The sequence below is a fragment of the Nocardia yamanashiensis NBRC 100130 genome, assembly GCF_001613325.1.
Classification (GTDB): Bacteria; Actinomycetota; Actinomycetes; order Mycobacteriales; family Mycobacteriaceae; genus Nocardia; species Nocardia yamanashiensis.
The window spans coordinates 127,039-144,193 of record NZ_BDCD01000024.1 but is presented as its reverse complement, the minus strand read 5'-3'; the positions used below and the strand labels follow the sequence as shown (position 1 = coordinate 144,193).

The following is a 17,155-nucleotide window of genomic DNA, read 5'->3' as shown; positions in this document are numbered from 1 at the left end:
CGTCAGCCGACCGGCGCCGGGGTGAAGGCGGCGTAGAAGGAATTCAGGTGCGACCAGTTGTTATTGGACGCGGTGATGATGTCGACCACGCCGGGCGCGGTGGCGGCCTTCGCGCCGCCCCACTTGCGCTGCAGTTCGGCCAGCACCGAGGTCCAGCTCACCGGGATCGCCCCGGCCTGCATCATGCGCTCGATGCCGTATTTGTGCGATTCCGGGCTGAGGCCGCCGCAGGCGTCGGTGACCAGGTACACCTCGTAGCCCTGGCTCAGCGCCGAGATGGTGGTGAAGGTCGCGCAGACCTCGGTGAGCACGCCCGCGAGCACGATCTTCTTGCGGCCGGTGGCGGCGACGGCGGCCTTCACGCCCGGATCGTCCATGGAATCCATCGGGCCCTCGGGGCGGACGATGACGCCGGTGTCGCCGAGGGCGTCCATCAACTGCGGGACCAGGGGGCCGCCGGGGCCTTCCGGCGGGGCGTTCGTCGCGATCAGCGGAACATCGAACAGTTTGGCCATTTTCGCCAGCGCGACCGCGCCGTAGGTGACGGCGGTGCGGTCGCCGGAGCCGATGGTGAGGACGAATCCGTCGCTGTGATCGATGAGCAGGATGGCACAGTTCTCGGGGGTCAGATGTTCGAGATTGGACATCGGTCGGTCCTTCCGTATCGGCGTGGATGGGGAGGAACTGCGTGTCTACCGGGTCCGAAGACCCTCTCGATTCTGCTGTCGGACGAGCTGCATGACCTATGGGCTACCGCCACACTCACTCGCCCTCACTCATGTGCGGCTGCATAAAACTGCAGTTCAAAGCATGTAATCCGGTGATGGACGCCACACCGGGGGTCGCCGATCCAGCGATTCAGCAAATCATTGGCGAACTGATCGGGTCGGTCGATGCGCTCGCCGGGACCCTCACCGATCGCATCGTGGACGTGGAACTGCCCTACCTCGCCGACAATGCCGAGAACCGGCGTCGGCTCTACGACTCCGGCCATGCCAATCTGACCGCGATCCTGCAGCACCTCAACGGATCTCGTCCGCTGCGCCTCGAATCCGCCCGTGCCGGAAGTCGCACCGCCAGTGCGGATTTCGTCGAGTTCACGACGGAGAGCTGGGCGATCGTGGACCGGATGTCGGACGCCATCGCCACCGCCTACCGCGAAACCGAACACCGCCTGGTGCACGCCGACGCCGAAGCTCACGCCCGCCTGGTGCGCGATCTCTTCGACGCCCGCCCCGAAAGTCCCGGCCGGACCCTGGAAACCCTGCGGGCCCTGCGGCTTCCGGAGCAGGCGCGGTTCGCGGTGCTGGCGGCCGAAACCGGTGACCCGGGCGCGGCCCCCGGGACCGAGGCCGCCCGGCTGCTCCGCCGCCACCACATTCCCTCGGTGTGGGACATCCACACCGGGACCCATCTGGGCCTGATCTGCGCGCCGCCGACCTCCGACCTGGACACCCACCTGACCGCGGTCGCGAGCCTGTTCCCGGCCCGGGTCGGCGTCAGCCGCCTCTTCACCGAGCCGACCGCGCTGCCGGCCGCGCTCACCGAAGCCCGCCTCGCACTGCTGTGCAGCCCGCCCGGGCAACCCGCCATGGTCCGCTACGACTCGGCCCCGCTGCCCCTGCTGCTCATCCATCTCCCCGATGCCGCCCGCACGGCCGCCGCCGACATCTTCGGCCCGCTGCTGGCGCTGCCCGACGCGGCGCGCACCGAACTGCTCACCACCTTGCAGACTTGGTTCGCGTGTGACGGTTCCACCACCGCGACTGCCCGCATGCTGCACTGCCATCGCAATACGATCCTGTACCGGCTGCACAAGATCCGAGACCTCACCGGCCGGGACTGCGACAACCCGGCCCAGGCCGCCGAGCTGTATCTGGCGCTGCAAACCGAACTCCTGCTGGGCGCGCGCGAGCCCGCACCGGGCACATCCGAATAGCCAGCGGCAGTATCGAATCAGTGATCCGCCACGGGTTGCCCCGTCGCCGCGTCAGGTGGCCGACAGCGGTGTATTCACTCCCACGCGAACCGTGGCTGATCCATCTGGTCGACGCGGGTGTCACGGTGATGCAGAGCCACTTCCCGGAATTGATGCAGGATCGCGGCGGTCGGAGCGTGCAGCAACCCGCCGAGCAGCGGCAGTTGGACGGCAAGCCGATCGGACCCGGGGACCGGCACGAACCGCGGCTCGACATCGAGGTCAGCGAGCGGAATCCAGTGCAGCACAGCCACTTCCGCCGGATTAGGTACCGGCACCCGCGACTCGCCGATCCAAGCCACCACCGGCGTGATCACATACCCCGACCGCGTCGGATAGTCATCCAGCAGCCCGAGCACCGCCGACCGCGGCACCGCGACCCCCAATTCCTCGTGCAACTCCCGCAGCGCCGCCCCCTCCGCATCCTCCCCCGGATCCAATTTGCCACCCGGCAGCGCCAACTGCCCCGCATGCGCCCGCAACCCCGACGCCCGCTCGGTAAGCCAAACCCCCTGTCCCCCATCCCGCTCGAAAACAGCGATCACCACAGCAGCAGCCTTCCGCCCCTCCAACGCGACCCCCCGCCGCCGAAACGCCCCCAACCCCGCAACCATCCCCCGTCGCACCAGGTCAGCAGCCTGCCCACCCCCACCCTCACCGAAACTCATGCACAACCTCGATCAACCCAACGATCTGCCCATTGAACTCCCCCAATTCCTCAGCCGGAACCCACAATTCCAAAATCGTCCGCCCTCCAGCCTGCCGCACCGGATACCGCTCCAAAAACGCCGACCGCACCCGAAACCGAGTCACATACCCCACCCCATGGTGCGGAACATTCCACTCCCGAGCAATCCGAACCGCATAATCCTCATTCAACACCGGATAAAAAATCGGCTGCTCAGGCAACCGCGGCGGCCAAGCCCGCCACCCCGCCTCCCGAACCAACTCCAATTCCTCGGGCCCGGTCGGCCGCCACAACACCGTGGTTTCCACCCGCTCGTCCCCGAGATTCGCCGCAGTCATCGATCCCCTCCTTCACACCGGATTCGCCTGTGACTTCTACCGGGATCAACCGACCCGCGCATCCGAATTCCGGAGCCGGGCGGATGGTCAGGAACCGTCGCTGCTGCCGGTGAGGACGGGGAGGATCCCGTGGGGGCCGAGGCTGCTGGTTTCGATGAGGCCGCAGCCGCCCTGGTCGACGGGCGTGGCGGGGGTGCTGCCGGCGGGGGCCGGGGCGACGGTGACCGTGATCGACTTCGAGGTGCCGGCATGTTTGGTGACCAGTTCGTGTGTGCCGGGGGTGGTGGGGATCCACTGCACCGACGCGACGATGGCGGAGCCCTCCTCGCCCCCCGAAGCTCCACCGTTGCCAACGCATTTGCCGTTGTCGAAGAACGTGACTCGTTGGAAACGGGTCAAATCGCCGGACGCGACCAGCCAGTAGCGTTCTCCCACAACGTACGGCCCACTGGCGGGACTCACAGCGAGATAGGAGACTGCCGAGGCCGGCGCGGTGACGACCGAGACCATGGCCGCTCCGGCCACCAAACCCGTTGCACCCCTTGCGATCCAACGTACAGATTTCATTCACTCGCCTTTCGCTCACAGCCCCGGAGATGGGGTCGGTGAAGGCTAGCTCCCCGAAACTTTGAATCGCTGACATTTCAGAAACGACGGGACCCCCGAATTACCGGGGCAGGCCGGTTACATAGGCGGTGTCCGCTGTGATGTTGCCGAGGCTCGTCGCGCTGCCGGGGGTTCCGAGCGGGGCATCGTGGCCGGGCAGGGTTTCGGTGAAGAAGCGGGCGTTGTCGGCTGTGAATTGCTGTTGGTCGGCGGGGATGTCGTCTTCGTAGTAGATGGCTTCGACGGGGCAGGCCGGTTCGCAGGCGCCGCAGTCGGTGCACAGGTCGGGGTGGATGTAGGCCATGCGGTTGCCGGTGAAGATGCAGTCCATCGGGCATTCCTCGATGCAGGCTTTGTCGAGGACGTCTACGCAGGCGGCGCCGATCACGAATGTCATTGGAACTCCTCGGTTTTCGAGCCCGCCGAAAGCGGACAGGCATGATCCTGCCGGGCGGCGCGGGCTGCGGGTAGCGGGCGGGAGTCGATCACCTCATAAGGTGTGCTTATGCCTTTGCCGCCGGGAACACCCGATCTGGAAGTCCTGGACCTGCTCGTGTCGGTGGCGGAGCTGGGCAGTCTCGGTGCGGCCGCGCGGCGGCACGGCATCAGTCAGCCCGCCGCGAGCATGCGGATCAGCGCATTGGAGCGGCGGGTGCGGCTGCGGCTGCTCGATCGCGGGCGAACCGGTTCGGTGCTCACCGACGCGGGTCAGGCCGTGGTGGAGCTGGCGGCGCCGCTGCTGGGCGCGGCGCGGGCGGTGAACGAGGGGATCGCCGCGCTGCACGGCGCCGCCCGCCCGAGCCTGCGGATCGTGGCGTCCACGACCATCGCCGACCATCGCATTCCGCACTGGCTGACCGCCCTGCGCAAACTGCGCCCGGAGCTGGCGGTGGTGCTGGACGTGGCGAACTCGCGACAGGTGACCGCCGCGATCCGGGACCGGGAAGCCGATCTCGGATTCGTCGAAGGACCGCACGCCCCAGCGGGTTTGGGCAGCCGGGTACTGGCCACCGACGAACTCGTCGTGGTCGTCTCCCCCGGCCACCCCTGGGCGGCCCGCCGCCGCCCGCTGAGCTGGCGGGAACTCGCCGCCACCCCGCTGCTGTGGCGCGAGCACGGTTCCGGCACCCGCGACACCGTGTGGGAAACGCTGGAGCTGCACGGGACCCCCGCACCGCCCGCCGCCGAACTAGGTTCGGCGGCAGCGATTCTCACCACCGCGCGCAACGGCCTCGCCCCGGCAGTGGTGAGCAGGCTGATCGTGGCGCACGAACTCCGCGCGGGCACCCTGCACGAGGTGCGGCTCACCGATGCGATCGTGCTGACCAGGAAATTCCGCGCCGTCTGGCTCCGGCGCACACCCCCGGAAGGCCCCGCCGCCGACCTGGTCGAACTCGCCGCGCGCATCGAGGCCGCCCGAACCCGCCGCCACTAGCCGCCCGGCCCCGCCCGCGACTACCGGCGGACCAACAGCGAATCCGGTTGTACCGGGCCGGATGACACCGGCCCGGTCGCGACATCAGTTCACCCAGCCGCGCTGTTCGGTTGCCGCCGAACGGACTTCCTCGAGCTGCTTGGCCACCTGGACGCCCGCGGTGCCGCCGCGCGAGTTACGGGAGGCGATGGAGCCCTGGACGGTCAGGACTTCGCGGACGGCCGGGGTGAGGGCCGGGTCGACGGCGGCGAATTCGGCGTCGGTGAGTTCGTCCAGGCCGACGCCGCGGGCCTCGGCGGCGCGGACGCAACCGCCGGCGGCTTCGTGGGCGACGCGGAACGGGACACCCTGGCGGACAAGCCATTCGGCGATGTCGGTGGCGAGGGTGAAGCCGGCGGGGGCGAGTTCGGCCATGCGGTCGGTGTGGAAGGTGAGGGTGGAGACCAGGCCGGCGATGGCGGGGAGGAGCAGTTCGAGCTGGGCCACCGAGTCGAAGACCGGCTCTTTGTCTTCCTGGAGGTCGCGGTTGTAGGCCAGGGGCTGGGCCTTCAAGGTCGCGAGCAGACCGGTGAGGTTGCCGATCAGGCGACCCGCCTTGCCCCGGGTCAACTCCGAGACGTCGGGGTTCTTCTTCTGCGGCATGATCGAGGAGCCGGTGGACCAGGCGTCGGCGAGGGTGATGTAGCCGAATTCCGGTGTGCTCCAGATGATCACCTCTTCGGCCATGCGGCTGAGGTCGACGGCGATCATGGCGAAGACGAAGGCGGCCTCGGCGGCGAAATCGCGCGAGGACGTGGCATCGATGGAGTTGGCGGCAGCGGCGTCGAACTCCAGATCCGCGGCGATGGCTTCCGGATCGAGGCCCAGCGAGGAACCGGCGAGCGCGCCGGACCCGTAGGGGGACACCGCGGCCCGCTTGTCGAAATCGCGCAACCGATCGATATCGCGCAGCAGCGGGTGCGCGTGCGCCAGCAGGTGGTGCGCCAGCAGCACCGGCTGCGCGGCCTGCAGATGCGTCTTGCCGGGCATGACCGCGTCCGGATGCGCGGCGGCCTGCTCGACGAGCGCGTCGACCACATCGAGCACACCGGCGGCCACCCGCCGCGCGGCATCGCGCAGCCACATGCGGAACAGGGTGGCGACCTGGTCGTTGCGGGAGCGCCCCGCACGCAGGCGGCCGCCGAGTTCGGCGCCGACCCGCTCGATCAGTCCGCGTTCCAGCGCGCCGTGCACGTCCTCGTCGGATTCGGCGGGACCGTACGCGCCCGAGGCCACGTCGGCGGCCAGCTGATCCAGCCCGGCCAGCATGGCGGCCAGGTCACCCTCGGTGAGCAGCCCGGCCTTGTGCAGCACGCGCGCATGGGCTTTGGAGGCGCGGATGTCGTACGGCGCGAGCACCCAGTCGAAATGAGTGGACTTGCTCAGCGCCGCCATGGCCGCGGCCGGTCCGGACGCGAAGCGCCCGCCCCAGAGCGCACCTTCATTGGTTCCGCCGCTCTGCTGCGTCATCGTGTGCTGTCTCCTCCGGGTCGGATTGCGGTCATCAGGATGTGGCCGGCCATATCGGTGCGCGCCGCCTCCGGCACGCTACGGCCGCGATCTTCGAGCTGGGCCACCGGGTCACCGTCCAGGACCAGCCATTCGTGCATGCCGAACCAGTCGCGCGGATCGGTGCGGCCCTCCCACGGATACCAGAGCTGTTCCAGGTCGGCGTGAATCCCGGCCTCGGACAACGCTTTCGCGCGTTTATCGGTGGATTCGCGGGAGAGCGCACTGCGCCCGGTGCCGATGTTCAGCGCCATCCGGCTGCGCGGGGCGCTGAGCGCGTGCACGTGTTCGAGCAGTTGGGTCTGGGCTTGCCCGGGCAGGTAGCGCAGCAGCCCTTCGGCCAGCCACGCGGTCGGCAGTTCCGGTTCGAAGCCCTTGTCCAGCAGGGCTTTCGGCCAGTCCTGCCGCAGATCCACCGGCACTTCCCGGCGATCGGTCCCCGGCTGATCGCCGGCCAGCGCCCGCGCCTTGAACGCCAGCACCTTAGGCAGATCGATTTCGAAAACGCGGCTCTCGTAAGGCCATTCGAGCCGATAGGCGCGCGCGTCCAGCCCGGAGGCCAGGATCACGAACTGCCGGATACCGGCGCGCACGGCGGCATCGAAATAGGCGTCGAAGTACAGGGTGCGGGCGACGAGGAAGTAGCCCATCACCCCGTTGAGGAAGTCACCGCCGTCGGGCTGCTGCCCGTCGAGCGCCGCCGCGAGCAGCGCATCCCATTGCTCGGATCCGACCGCGGCGACCAGTTTCGCCGCGTACGGGTCGTGGAAAAGCGAGTCGCCGCGCCGGGTTTCGTAGGCCCGCATGGCGGCGACGCCGATGGCGGTCACGCCCACGCTCTCCGTGATGTCCCAACTGTCGTCATCGGTTCGCATGGGCGCGCCTCCTTGGACCGGTCCCCCGGTCGCAGGCTACTACTTCTTGCCGAGGTCCCGCCGCGCCGCGACCTTCGAGGACAGACCGTGGATCTGCACGAAGCCCTTGGCGAGGGACTGGTCGAAGGTGTCGCCTTCGTCGTAGGTGGCGAGGTTGAAGTCGTAGAGCGACTCGTCCGAGCGCCGGCCGTTGACGACGACGCTGCCGCCGTGCAGGACCATGCGGACGTCACCGGAGACGTGCTGCTGGGTCTCGGCCACGAACGCGTCGAGGGCGCGCTTGAGCGGGGAGTACCACAGGCCGTCGTACACCAGCTCGCCCCAGCGCTGCTCGACCTGCCGCTTGTAGCGGCCCAGTTCGCGCTCGATGGTGACGGCTTCCATCTCCTGGTGCGCGGTGATCAGCGCGATGGCGCCCGGCGCCTCGTAGATCTCCCGCGACTTGATGCCGACGAGGCGGTCCTCGACCATGTCGAGGCGGCCGACGCCCTGGCGTCCGGCCCGCTTGTTCAGCTCGGTGATGGCCTCGAGCATGGTGACCGGGCGGCCGTCGATGGCGACCGGGATGCCCTTGTCGAAGGTGACGATGAGCTCGTCGGGCGCTTCGAAGTTGACGGTCGGGTCGACGGTGTAGTCGTAGACGTCCTTGGTCGGCGCGTTCCACAGGTCCTCGAGGAACCCGGTCTCGACCGCGCGGCCCCACAGGTTCTGGTCGATGGAGAACGGCGACTTCTTGGACACGTTGATGGGCAGGTTGTTCTCGCCCGCGAATTCGATGGCCTTCTCACGGGTCCAGGCGTAGTCGCGGACCGGCGCGATGACCTTCAGGTCGGGCGCGAGGGCGCCGATGCCGACCTCGAAGCGGACCTGGTCGTTGCCCTTGCCGGTGCAGCCGTGCGAGACGGTGTCGGCGCCGTGGTACTCGGCGGCCTCGACGAGGTGCTTGACGATCAGCGGCCGGGAGATGGCCGAGACCAGCGGGTAGCGGCCCATGTACAGCGCGTTGGCCTGGATGGTGGGCAGGCAGTACTCGTTGGCGAACTCGTCGCGGGCATCGACGACGATGGACTCGACGGCGCCGCAGTCGAGGGCGCGCTGGCGCACATCGTTCATGTCCTCGCCGCCCTGGCCGAGGTCGATAGCGACGGCCACGACCTCAGCGCCGGTCTCCTTGGCGATCCAGCTGATGGCTACGGAGGTGTCCAACCCGCCCGAGTAGGCGAGTACGACGCGCTTGGTCATGTCAGTGCTCCTCGATTCTTGCGTCCGGTTCTGCGGCAGCCCCCCGGCGTGCTGCAAATGATTATGCACGACGATGCAAGCCCATTCATAACCGGGGTCCCTCGAGCAGATATGACCTGGCCAGCCCCAGTCCCAGCAGGATGACGACGGTGCCGAAATACACCGGAAGCAGGTGTACGAAGGCCGTGTAGTGAATGAAGAAGTGGATGATCAGCGCACTCGCCGACCCGGCGATCGCCGCCGCGAGCAGGGTCCACCACACCCACGCCTCGCCCTGCCGCCAGCCCCAGAGCGCGAGCAGCAGGATGGCCGCGCCGGTGGAGATGAGCGCACCGCCGAAGCCCGCGCGATCATGGGCGATGAACGGGAGCAGGTGGTCGTTGGCCGCGCGCAGGGTGTCCGCGTCGGTGTGCAGGAAGGCGAGATCGGTCGGGACGAAGACGTAGGTGAGCCCCACGCACGAGATGACGACGCCGCCGATCATGACGCCGATGCCCATGGCGACGATCAGCAATTGCCCGACGAGCGCCCGGCGGCGGGTCGGCTCCGGGCACGGCGGCGGCGTGGTCCAGCGCGGTGGTCCCGGCCGGCGCGCGACGGCCAGCACCCACATCGGGAACAGCACCACCGCGGCCAAGACGTGCAGCGGCTCCACGAACCCGATCACCAGGAAATAGAACAGCGTCGGAAACCCGATCAACCCGGACGCCAGCAGCGCGTTGCGCGCCCACACCCGCCCCATCCGGATCCCGCCCCAGGACAGCCCGGCATACAGGCACCCGATGGCAATCATATTGCCCGCCATGGTGATTCGATCGTGCTGCAGGAAATGCACCAGATGGTGGTTGATCGCGTGCAACCCGTCGACGTCCGTCCCGAGATAGTCCCGGTCGTACCACAGCAGCACCGGCCCCAGCGTGATCGCCGCCGCCCCCAGCCCCGCCACGATCATCCCGGCCCCGACCAGCAGCCCCCAGAACCATCCCGGCCACCGCCGCGGATCGACCGGGACATCCCGCAGCGTCTCCGGCGGCGGCTGGGTCGGCTGCGCCGCCTCGATCACCCGCTGAAACCACCCCGGTCCCGCCTCGACCAGCACACTCGGCCGCGCCAGCACCAGCGCATCCGAATCCCGCAGCGCCGCAAGCGCTTCCGCGATATCAGGATCGCGCAAGTAGCGGCGCGCGGGCAGCGGAGCCCCGCTCCCGTCCGGGTCGCAGCAGTCACCCGGCTGCGATCCAGAGCTGCCGCTGTCCGCCTCGACGCGGCTCGCGCAGACCGACACGGCATCGACGCTGCCGTCCAGCGCCGCGGCGGTTGCCGGATCGAGCGCCCGCGCGATGACGCGGCAGCGCCTGCCGGAGGCAGCGGCACGGACCTCCTGCACATCGCCGGGACCGACCGGTCCGACCTCTATCACCCGTGCGCCCTGCACCGGCAGGACGCGAATCGCGTCCCGCGCCACCGAGACCGGGACGGCGGCGCCGAGCCTGCCCTGCCATTCCGCCGGCGGCTCGGGATGATCGAAGATCCGTTTGATCGCGTTGCCGCCGCCAGGGATCGCGATCAGGGTGGACAGGAAACGCAGGGCGAAGCGTTGGGCGCGACGTTCCCCGAGCAGCGCGTTCGCGGCCGGGCACAGGGGGTGATAGGTCCAGTCGGGCACGGGCCCATCGTCACATATGAGCGCGGCATCCGACCTGGACCTGATGCGGGGATCACGTCGTCGCGGCGCGGCCGTTCCCCGGTTGCGCGGCTTCTTCCGGGAGCAGGTGGGCGAGCAGCAGTTTGATCAGGAGGACGGGGGCGAACCAGGCGGCTGGCGGGGGCACGGTGAGCAGGGAGGTCGCCGCCAGTACGCCGATCGCGGTGACGCCGTAGGCGACCGGGCGGCGCAGGGACAGCGGCGTGCTGGTGACGATGACGCCGCCGAGGAGCGCGAGCAGGTAGATGGCCGCGGCGGGCGCCCAGCCGAAACCGGGGACCGCCCAGGCCAGCAGGAACGGTTGCAGGTGGATGGCCACGAAGCCGAGGTGATGCCGGGCGTCCCGGCCGGGTCCGTGATAGCGCCGTTTGGCGGAGGCGGTCGCGTTCACCACCACGCCGCCGAAGATGTCGAAGGCGACGAAGACGATGACGGCGATCCGCCACCAGTCCAGCCCGGCGTCGACGGCGAGAGCGGATACCGTTGCCGCCCCGGTGATTCCGACAGCTAGCGCGGCGATCATCTCACCGTGCGTGGCGCCGGGCGCGATCATGTGTTCGGCGAGCGTGCTCATGCGCGGATTCCTTCGATGCAGACCTGGATGACCGGTTCGGCCAGTTCGCGCAGGGCGATGTCCGGATCCACCAGGGCTTGCACCAGGCAGCCCTCGATGGCTCCGACGAGCACGGTGGCGTGTTCTTCGCCGATGCCGGTGCGCAATTCGCCGCGCGCCCCGGCTTCGCGCAGCAATTCGGCTATGGCGCCGCGATATTCGCGATACACCGCGACCATGTCGATGGGCGGATTCGCGGCCCAGACGTCGAGCAGGACGCGGGCGTGGTCGGGATGGGCGGCCAGCATGTCGATGGCCCCGCGCACGAGTGCGGCCAGCCGGTCGAGCGGCGGGCCGTCGCCGAGTTCGGCGAGGACTTCGGCGGAGCGGGCGGCATAGCTCTCGAACACTCCGGCCAGCAGGGCGTCCCTGCTGGGGAAATAGAGATACACGCTGCCCTTGGCGATCCCGGCTTCGGCGGCCACATCTTCTATCCGGGAGGCGGTGAAGCCTTTGCGCGCGAACACTTTTGCCGCGGCGTCCAGGATTTCTCCCTGCCGGGCGGCGCGATCGACGATCTTCGGCATGGATTTATTATGAATGACCGGTCAGTCATAAACAACCTCTCCGCGTCTGGATCATTCAGCGCACATAACCGCGCACCAGCGCATCCACCAGTACCGCCGGCTCCGGCCATGGAAAGCTGGGCCGGTCCTGCCGCAAGGTGACGAGGCCGTGCAGCGCGGCCCACAGGCAGGTCGCGTCGACCTTCGGATCCGCACTGCCGCAAGCGATCAGCCCGTCCACCAGCAACTGGAAGGTAGGCAGCCCGGGCAGCTGCTCGGCGGTGGGTTCCCAGCCGGGCGTCCCCGCCGTCCCGAACAGCACCCGATAGTGACCCGGATGCGAGAGCCCGTAGTCGAGATAAGCCCGGCAGAGCGCAGCCAGCCGCACCGAGGGTTCCGGATCGCGCTGCGAATCCTCCAGCGCCGCACGCAATTCCGCGAACCGCACCGCGTACACGGCGGTCAGCAGCTCGCGCCGATCCGCGAAATGCAGGTACACGCTCTGCGGCGCGATCCCCACCGCACGCGCCACCGCCCGCAGCGACAGCGCTTCCTGCCCGTCCAGGGTTTCGAGCAGAACGCTTGCCGCCGAGACGATCTCGTCGCGCAGCCGCGCCCCCTCACCCCGCCGGTTCCGGCTCCGGGAATTCTTTTCCGCCACCTTGACAGCATAACAAGACGGCTGTCTACTTACATCCATAACCAGACACCCGTCTTCTTATGGATGTGCCCCATGCTGACAGTCACCCGTGTCGTCCACGCCAGCGTCCTGCTCGATTTCGGCGGCGCCCGAATCCTCACCGACCCATGGTTTTCCGAACGCCGCTTCTACTACCCCGGCGAGCCGCGCGGTTTCGCGAGCGCCGCCGACCTGCCCGCACTCGCGGGCATCGTGATCAGTCACGAGCATTACGACCACTGTGACCTGGACGCGCTGGCCGCCTACCCCGACAAGTCGGTGCCGTTCGCGGTCGCCAAGGGCATCGCCCGCCGGGTCCGCGCCGCCGGCTTCCCGAACGTCGTCGAGCTGGACCCTTGGGAGAGCACACATCTCGGCCCCGTCGAGGTGATCGCCACCCCCGCCAGCCACGGCGTCCCCGAGGTGACGTTCATCCTGCGCGCCGACGGCCACACCGCCTATTTCGGCGCGGACACCCGCCGCATCGCCGACCTGGACGAAATCCCTTCCCGTTTCCCCGAAATCGACCTGGCCCTGCTCCCCATCAACGGCCTCCGCATCCGCCCCCTGGCCAATCGCCAGGAAGTAATGGACGCCGCCGAAGCCGCCGACTTCACCCGCCTGCTCCGCCCCCGCCTGGCCGTCCCCATCCACTACGCCTTCACCAGCGGCCCGCTCGGCGACCGCATCATGACGAAATCCGTCCGCAACCGCCCCGACCTCTACCGCGACGCGACCGCGGACCTCTCCCCCGACACGACCGTCCAGATCCTCGAACCCGGCCACGCACTCACCGTCGCGAACTGATCGAGTGGCACACGGTCGCGGTGATCTGCCCGAATTCTCCGCACCGGTGTGCCACTGATCTTGAAGCGACAGTGCGGAATTCGGCGGGTCGGAATGGCCACGGCCGGTTAGGGTGGGGCTGTTCGGTGGCGGGAGCTGGCCTGGAGGATCCGGTATGGAGGGCACGGGGTTCGGGCCGTACCGATTACGCGGATTGCTCGGCGCGGGCGGGATGGGCGAGGCCTGGGAGGCTTACGACACCGCTACCGACCGGTTGGTGGCTTTGAAGGTGCTGCCCCGGAATCTGGCCGCGGACAGCGAGTTCCGGGAACGATTCCGGCGCGAGGCGTACGCCGCGTCCCGGCTGACCGATCCACATGCCGTGCCGATCCACACCTTCGGCGAAATCGACGGTCGCCTCTATCTGGATATGCGACTCATCCGGGGCGGCGACCTACGCGAAATACTGCGGCGCGACGGTGCGCTGACCCCGGAGCGAGCCGTCGCGATTGTCGAGCAGGTCGCCGACGCGCTCGACGACGCGCACGGGCACGGCCTGTACCACCGCGACGTCAAGCCCTCCAATATCCTGGTCGCCGCACGAGACTTCGTGTACCTCATCGACTTCGGGATCGCGCGCGGCGGGAGCGATCCCACCGTCACCCGCACCGGCGCGGCGATCGGCACCTTCGCCTACATGGCCCCGGAACGACTGACCGGCGGCCGCGGTGATGCCCGCGGGGACGTCTACGCTCTGGCCTGCGTGCTCCACGAATGTCTCACCGGAACAAGGCCTTTCCCCGGCGAAGCGGTCGAACAGCAGATCGCGGGGCACCTCTCGATCGCTCCCCCGGCGCCGAGCCGGATCAGGCCCGGCGTGCCAACCGAATTCGATGCCGTCGTGGCACGCGGGATGGCCAAGCACCCGGACGACCGGTACCCGGCCCCGGGCGAATTGGCCGCCGCCGCCAGGCGAGCGCTGCGCACCACCGCGCCTCCGGGCGCGCGCACCGCCTGGCCCGAACCACTACTCGACTCGGCCGAATCCCTTGTCGATCCGTCGGGCCTTGCACCGGAGACCGCGCCCACGGTCTCCGAGGCGTGACGCGAGTCGACCGACGCCGCACGGCACGCAGTCACTGTGCCCGACCCGGCCGGCGGCGTCCCGCCGGGCTATTGCCTGGGCGCTCCTCCCCCAGCGCCGGACACCCCGCGAGAGTCCAAGCACCGCCGCGAACCCGGCAGGTTCGGCGTGCCGCAACGCAAATCCGTGCGCGTGGCGATCTGCGCCGTCGTAACTCTGCTCGCGATCACGACGACGGTGTGGTGGGTCCGGCGCGATACCGGCTTGCCCGCTTGGGATCTGGCGGCGACGCTGTCCGACGTGGGCCCGAATCCACAGGCCTATGCCTTCGATCCGCAGGCGATGGTGGTGGCGGGCAAGCGGTACGTGGACGGCGGCTACGAGCCGGATTGCTCGGTGACCGTGGTGGATCCGGTGACGCGTGCGATCCGGAGCACGGTCATCGTGCAGACCGGCAGGCGCAATCTCACGGGCGTGGCGGCCGATCCCGGGGGTACCTATCTGGCGCTGTTCGACATGCAAGCGGTCACCTTCGCCGCCCCGGCCACCGGCGCGGTACTGAGCACCCTCGACCTCACGCCCCCAGGCGGCTCCGTGCCCCCGGCGTGGGATCCCGCCGCCCGGCGCGCGGTCGTACCGATTGGCACCCGCGATGCGATCGTCGTCGATCTGGCCGAGCGCACGGTGGCGGCGACGATCCGGCAGAACAACTTCATCCTCGCGATCGCCGTCGACACCGGCGACCACAGCATCGTGGAGCTGTCGAATTCCGAAGTGCTCTGGATCGATCCGGTAACGGTCCAGGTCACGAAACGGGTTCTGGTGCAGAACGGCATGGCGTTGGCCGTCGACCCGCGCACGCATATCGCGTACGTGCTGACCACGGATATGACGATCGCGGCCGCCGACCCGGCCTCGGGTCAGGCCACCACCGTGAATCTGGGCTCCGGCTTCAAGGCCACGTCATCGAATCGGATCGCCGTCGATCCGATCAGCCACACCCTGTACCTGACCCTGAAACGCAATGACCAGTACGTCATGACCGCGATCGATCCGGACGGTAAACGAACTTCGCGCACCGCCGTACTGCCGGCCGATGCGTACCCGGGTCAGGGGTTGACCGTGGACCCCGCCACGCACCGCCTTTACATCCTCGGCGACGGCCGGCTGTACGCCCTCGCCATCGACGGTTGAAGGAAAAACGGCTGCGCTCGAGATCGCTTGAAACGCGTTCACTTTCCTTCGATGCCGCATGATGCGACGTCGGCACCGCTGAGGCGACTTGAAAAGTGGGCCCGCTTACATTTCCGGCCAGTAATTCCAGCCGGGCGAATTCGAGAGAAAATTTGCGTGTCTGATAGTTTCAGATAGTGATCGATAAGCAGTACGGCCCCGGTAGGCGCAGGATCTTACGGCCGCCCAGTTTCGGGGAGTCACTGCGCCGCTTGCGAGATGAACGGAATGTCTCGCGGGAGAAACTCGCGATGTCGATCGGCGTGAGCGTCAGCTATGTGGCACGGCTGGAATCGGGGGTGCGTAGTAATCCCGGGCCTGATGTACTGCGGGTGGTGATCGATCGGCTGGACCGGATCGCGCCGGTTTCCGCGGCGCGACGGCGGCATCTGCACGAGCTGGCCGGGGTGCCGCTGTCCGGGACGGCGCCGCCGGCGGTGACCGAGCTGCGGGCGGAGATCACCCCGGACATGCGCGCGCTGCTCGCCGCCGCGGAACCGAATCCGGCCTGCTATTACGATATTCGCTACCACGTGCTGGCCGGGAACGAAACCTTCTTCGAGCTAATGCCGGGTCTCGCGCGGGACGGAAATATAGCGCGTTGGTATTTCGCCGATCCGATCGCGAAACAGGCGCTGACGGAATGGGACTACGAGGCGTCGATGATGGCGGCCGGGCTGCGGCTGACCATCGGCCGGAGCGATTCTCCCGAATCGTTCACCGAGCTGCTCACCGAGCTCTACGATTTTCCGGAATTTCGCGGGAAATGGGAAGACGAATCCTTTTACGACCGGTACCGCCGGCCGATCCTCTACCGCGCCCCGGACACGGGCGCACGCATCGCCGCCGAGGTGCACGGTTTCGTGCACGAGTCGGCCGCGCACCCCGGCTGGATCTGGCTCTACCTGGGCCGCCGGGTGCCGACCCCGGAGGCGTGCTGATGCCGCAGTACCACCCGGCCCTGCCGCATATCGGCCGGCTGCTGCGGAAACTCCGTCTGGAGCGCGGGCTTTCGCGGGAACGGCTGGCATTCCCGGCGGGCGTGAGCGCCAGCTATATCGCCCAGCTCGAAGCCGGGAACCGCAGCCGCCCCACCGCGGCGGTGATGACCGCGCTGCTGCGGGAACTGGAGCAGGCCGGATCGCTCGGCGACGCGCAGCGGCGGCAGCTCGACGATCTCTCCGGCGGACTCGTCCGCGCGGACCCGGCCCTGCCGGAGTTGCGCGCCGAGGTCACCGCGCAGACCGCCGGCCTGCTCGCCGATTTCGACGCCGTCCCGGCCTGCTGCCTGGACGCCGGCTGGAACGTGCTGGCCTACAACGACTCCTATGCCGAGGCGTTCCCGGGCGTGGTCGCCGACGGGAATATGCTGCGCTGCTTCTACGCCGACCCCCGATCCAAGCAGCTGCTGGTCGAATGGCGCGAGGAGACGGAGCTGGCGGTGCGACTGCTGCGCGGCCGCATCGCCCGGCAGGCCGACTCGGCCTGGTACGCCGACCTTCTGGCCGAGCTGTCCCGGTTCCGGGAGTTCCGGCGGGTATGGGAGGAGGGCGAAGTGCGCTATCAGCGTGATCGCGGCCCGATGCAACTCCGGCATCCGGTGACCGGCGCCCGCTACGCGACGCAGCCGCACTCGTTCCGCCTCGCCGCCGGCGACCACCACGACCGGGTCCGGATCCAGCTGCACCTGCCGGTCGGATGAACGGCGGCTGTTTCCGGCAGCCGGGCGGCGCGGAACCCGGTGCGAACTAAGCGAATTCGTGCATTCGAGAATCCGGCGCTCATCCCGGCTGAATCCAGCCGCGCCACGGCCGTCGAATATCGCCGACCTGTGATAGC

General features: G+C 68.7%; 19 protein-coding genes. 7 read left to right on the top strand and 12 right to left on the bottom strand.

Features of this window, described 5'->3' with window-relative positions; translation table 11 throughout:
- Positions 1-2 precede the first annotated feature (2 nt).
- Positions 3-647 (bottom strand): isochorismatase family protein, encoded by a 645-nt coding sequence (locus NY1_RS28515; RefSeq protein ID WP_067719919.1) that lies wholly within the window; start codon positions 645-647, stop codon positions 3-5.
- A gap of 176 nt (positions 648-823) precedes the next feature.
- Between NY1_RS28515 and NY1_RS28510 the strand changes: the two genes are divergently transcribed.
- Positions 824-1,939, top strand: a complete 1,116-nt coding sequence (locus NY1_RS28510; RefSeq protein WP_067719916.1) for a PucR family transcriptional regulator — start codon at positions 824-826, stop codon at positions 1,937-1,939.
- A 74-nt stretch (positions 1,940-2,013) separates the two neighbouring features.
- On the opposite strand, the gene NY1_RS28505 is transcribed toward NY1_RS28510, so the two are convergent.
- The 4 genes from NY1_RS28505 to fdxA all read right to left on the bottom strand — a co-directional run bounded on the left by NY1_RS28505 (position 2,014) and on the right by fdxA (position 4,007).
- Entirely contained in the window at positions 2,014-2,592 is a 579-nt protein-coding gene (locus NY1_RS28505) for an NUDIX hydrolase (RefSeq protein WP_067720086.1), read from the bottom strand.
- A gap of 40 nt (positions 2,593-2,632) precedes the next feature.
- Positions 2,633-3,004 (bottom strand): hypothetical protein, encoded by a 372-nt coding sequence (locus NY1_RS28500; RefSeq protein ID WP_067719913.1) that lies wholly within the window; start codon positions 3,002-3,004, stop codon positions 2,633-2,635.
- Between the two features lie 87 nt (positions 3,005-3,091).
- Positions 3,092-3,571 (bottom strand): hypothetical protein, encoded by a 480-nt coding sequence (locus tag NY1_RS28495; RefSeq protein ID WP_157762521.1) that lies wholly within the window; start codon positions 3,569-3,571, stop codon positions 3,092-3,094.
- A gap of 100 nt (positions 3,572-3,671) precedes the next feature.
- Positions 3,672-4,007, bottom strand: a complete 336-nt coding sequence (gene fdxA / locus NY1_RS28490; protein ID WP_067719907.1) for a ferredoxin — start codon at positions 4,005-4,007, stop codon at positions 3,672-3,674.
- Positions 4,008-4,115: 108 nt separating this feature from the next.
- Between fdxA and NY1_RS28485 the strand changes: the two genes are divergently transcribed.
- On the top strand, positions 4,116-5,045 hold the full coding sequence (locus NY1_RS28485) for a LysR family transcriptional regulator (protein WP_067719904.1): 930 nt from the start codon (positions 4,116-4,118) through the stop codon (positions 5,043-5,045).
- Positions 5,046-5,129: 84 nt separating this feature from the next.
- On the opposite strand, the gene argH is transcribed toward NY1_RS28485, so the two are convergent.
- From argH to NY1_RS28450, 7 genes are all read right to left on the bottom strand, one after another.
- The gene (gene argH, locus NY1_RS28480) at positions 5,130-6,554 is read right to left on the bottom strand and encodes an argininosuccinate lyase (RefSeq protein WP_067719903.1); all 1,425 of its coding nucleotides are present in this window, start codon (positions 6,552-6,554) and stop codon (positions 5,130-5,132) included.
- A complete protein-coding gene (locus NY1_RS28475) occupies positions 6,551-7,468 on the bottom strand; it encodes an SAM-dependent methyltransferase (RefSeq protein ID WP_067719900.1) in 918 nt (305 codons plus the stop codon). The genes argH and NY1_RS28475 overlap by 4 nt, the downstream gene beginning before the upstream one ends.
- Positions 7,469-7,507: 39 nt before the next feature.
- Positions 7,508-8,710, bottom strand: a complete 1,203-nt coding sequence (locus NY1_RS28470) for an argininosuccinate synthase (protein ID WP_067719894.1) — start codon at positions 8,708-8,710, stop codon at positions 7,508-7,510.
- Between the two features lie 85 nt (positions 8,711-8,795).
- Positions 8,796-10,376: a hypothetical protein gene (locus NY1_RS28465; RefSeq protein WP_067719891.1), complete on the bottom strand. Its 1,581-nt coding sequence runs from the start codon at positions 10,374-10,376 to the stop codon at positions 8,796-8,798.
- 52 nt (positions 10,377-10,428) lie between these two features.
- Positions 10,429-10,989: a hypothetical protein gene (locus tag NY1_RS28460; protein WP_067719888.1), complete on the bottom strand. Its 561-nt coding sequence runs from the start codon at positions 10,987-10,989 to the stop codon at positions 10,429-10,431.
- Positions 10,986-11,555 (bottom strand): TetR/AcrR family transcriptional regulator, encoded by a 570-nt coding sequence (locus NY1_RS28455; RefSeq protein ID WP_067719885.1) that lies wholly within the window; start codon positions 11,553-11,555, stop codon positions 10,986-10,988. Before NY1_RS28455 ends, NY1_RS28460 begins: the two co-directional genes overlap by 4 nt.
- A 55-nt stretch (positions 11,556-11,610) precedes the next feature.
- Positions 11,611-12,195 (bottom strand): TetR/AcrR family transcriptional regulator, encoded by a 585-nt coding sequence (locus NY1_RS28450; protein WP_218028446.1) that lies wholly within the window; start codon positions 12,193-12,195, stop codon positions 11,611-11,613.
- A 72-nt stretch (positions 12,196-12,267) separates the two neighbouring features.
- Here NY1_RS28450 and NY1_RS28445 point away from each other — a divergent pair, with 72 nt between their 5' ends.
- The 5 genes from NY1_RS28445 to NY1_RS28425 all read left to right on the top strand — a co-directional run bounded on the left by NY1_RS28445 (position 12,268) and on the right by NY1_RS28425 (position 17,018).
- On the top strand, positions 12,268-13,020 hold the full coding sequence (locus NY1_RS28445) for an MBL fold metallo-hydrolase (RefSeq protein ID WP_218028444.1): 753 nt from the start codon (positions 12,268-12,270) through the stop codon (positions 13,018-13,020).
- A gap of 154 nt (positions 13,021-13,174) precedes the next feature.
- A complete protein-coding gene (locus NY1_RS28440) occupies positions 13,175-14,104 on the top strand; it encodes a serine/threonine-protein kinase (protein ID WP_084535475.1) in 930 nt (309 codons plus the stop codon).
- A gap of 36 nt (positions 14,105-14,140) precedes the next feature.
- Positions 14,141-15,277 carry a YncE family protein gene (locus tag NY1_RS28435; protein ID WP_157762520.1) on the top strand — a complete coding sequence of 379 codons (1,137 nt, stop codon included), beginning with the start codon at positions 14,141-14,143 and terminating at the stop codon, positions 15,275-15,277.
- 176 nt (positions 15,278-15,453) lie between these two features.
- Positions 15,454-16,257, top strand: a complete 804-nt coding sequence (locus NY1_RS28430; protein WP_169815410.1) for a helix-turn-helix domain-containing protein — start codon at positions 15,454-15,456, stop codon at positions 16,255-16,257.
- Entirely contained in the window at positions 16,257-17,018 is a 762-nt protein-coding gene (locus tag NY1_RS28425) for an MmyB family transcriptional regulator (RefSeq protein ID WP_169815409.1), read from the top strand. Before NY1_RS28430 ends, NY1_RS28425 begins: the two co-directional genes overlap by 1 nt.
- Positions 17,019-17,155 lie beyond the last annotated feature (137 nt).

Excerpts from the sequence above, each read along its gene's own strand:
- NY1_RS28515 (WP_067719919.1), bottom strand. The coding sequence starts at position 647 with ATGTCCAATCTCGAACATCTGACCCCCGAGAACTGTGCCATCCTGCTC.
- NY1_RS28510 (WP_067719916.1), top strand. The coding sequence starts at position 824 with ATGGACGCCACACCGGGGGTCGCCGATCCAGCGATTCAGCAAATCATT.
- NY1_RS28505 (WP_067720086.1), bottom strand. The coding sequence starts at position 2,592 with ATGGTTGCGGGGTTGGGGGCGTTTCGGCGGCGGGGGGTCGCGTTGGAG.
- NY1_RS28500 (WP_067719913.1), bottom strand. The coding sequence starts at position 3,004 with ATGACTGCGGCGAATCTCGGGGACGAGCGGGTGGAAACCACGGTGTTG.
- NY1_RS28495 (WP_157762521.1), bottom strand. The coding sequence starts at position 3,571 with ATGAAATCTGTACGTTGGATCGCAAGGGGTGCAACGGGTTTGGTGGCC.
- fdxA (WP_067719907.1), bottom strand. The coding sequence starts at position 4,007 with ATGACATTCGTGATCGGCGCCGCCTGCGTAGACGTCCTCGACAAAGCC.
- NY1_RS28485 (WP_067719904.1), top strand. The coding sequence starts at position 4,116 with ATGCCTTTGCCGCCGGGAACACCCGATCTGGAAGTCCTGGACCTGCTC.
- argH (WP_067719903.1), bottom strand. The coding sequence starts at position 6,554 with ATGACGCAGCAGAGCGGCGGAACCAATGAAGGTGCGCTCTGGGGCGGG.
- NY1_RS28475 (WP_067719900.1), bottom strand. The coding sequence starts at position 7,468 with ATGCGAACCGATGACGACAGTTGGGACATCACGGAGAGCGTGGGCGTG.
- NY1_RS28470 (WP_067719894.1), bottom strand. The coding sequence starts at position 8,710 with ATGACCAAGCGCGTCGTACTCGCCTACTCGGGCGGGTTGGACACCTCC.
- NY1_RS28460 (WP_067719888.1), bottom strand. The coding sequence starts at position 10,989 with ATGAGCACGCTCGCCGAACACATGATCGCGCCCGGCGCCACGCACGGT.
- NY1_RS28455 (WP_067719885.1), bottom strand. The coding sequence starts at position 11,555 with ATGCCGAAGATCGTCGATCGCGCCGCCCGGCAGGGAGAAATCCTGGAC.
- NY1_RS28445 (WP_218028444.1), top strand. The coding sequence starts at position 12,268 with ATGCTGACAGTCACCCGTGTCGTCCACGCCAGCGTCCTGCTCGATTTC.
- NY1_RS28440 (WP_084535475.1), top strand. The coding sequence starts at position 13,175 with ATGGAGGGCACGGGGTTCGGGCCGTACCGATTACGCGGATTGCTCGGC.
- NY1_RS28425 (WP_169815409.1), top strand. The coding sequence starts at position 16,257 with ATGCCGCAGTACCACCCGGCCCTGCCGCATATCGGCCGGCTGCTGCGG.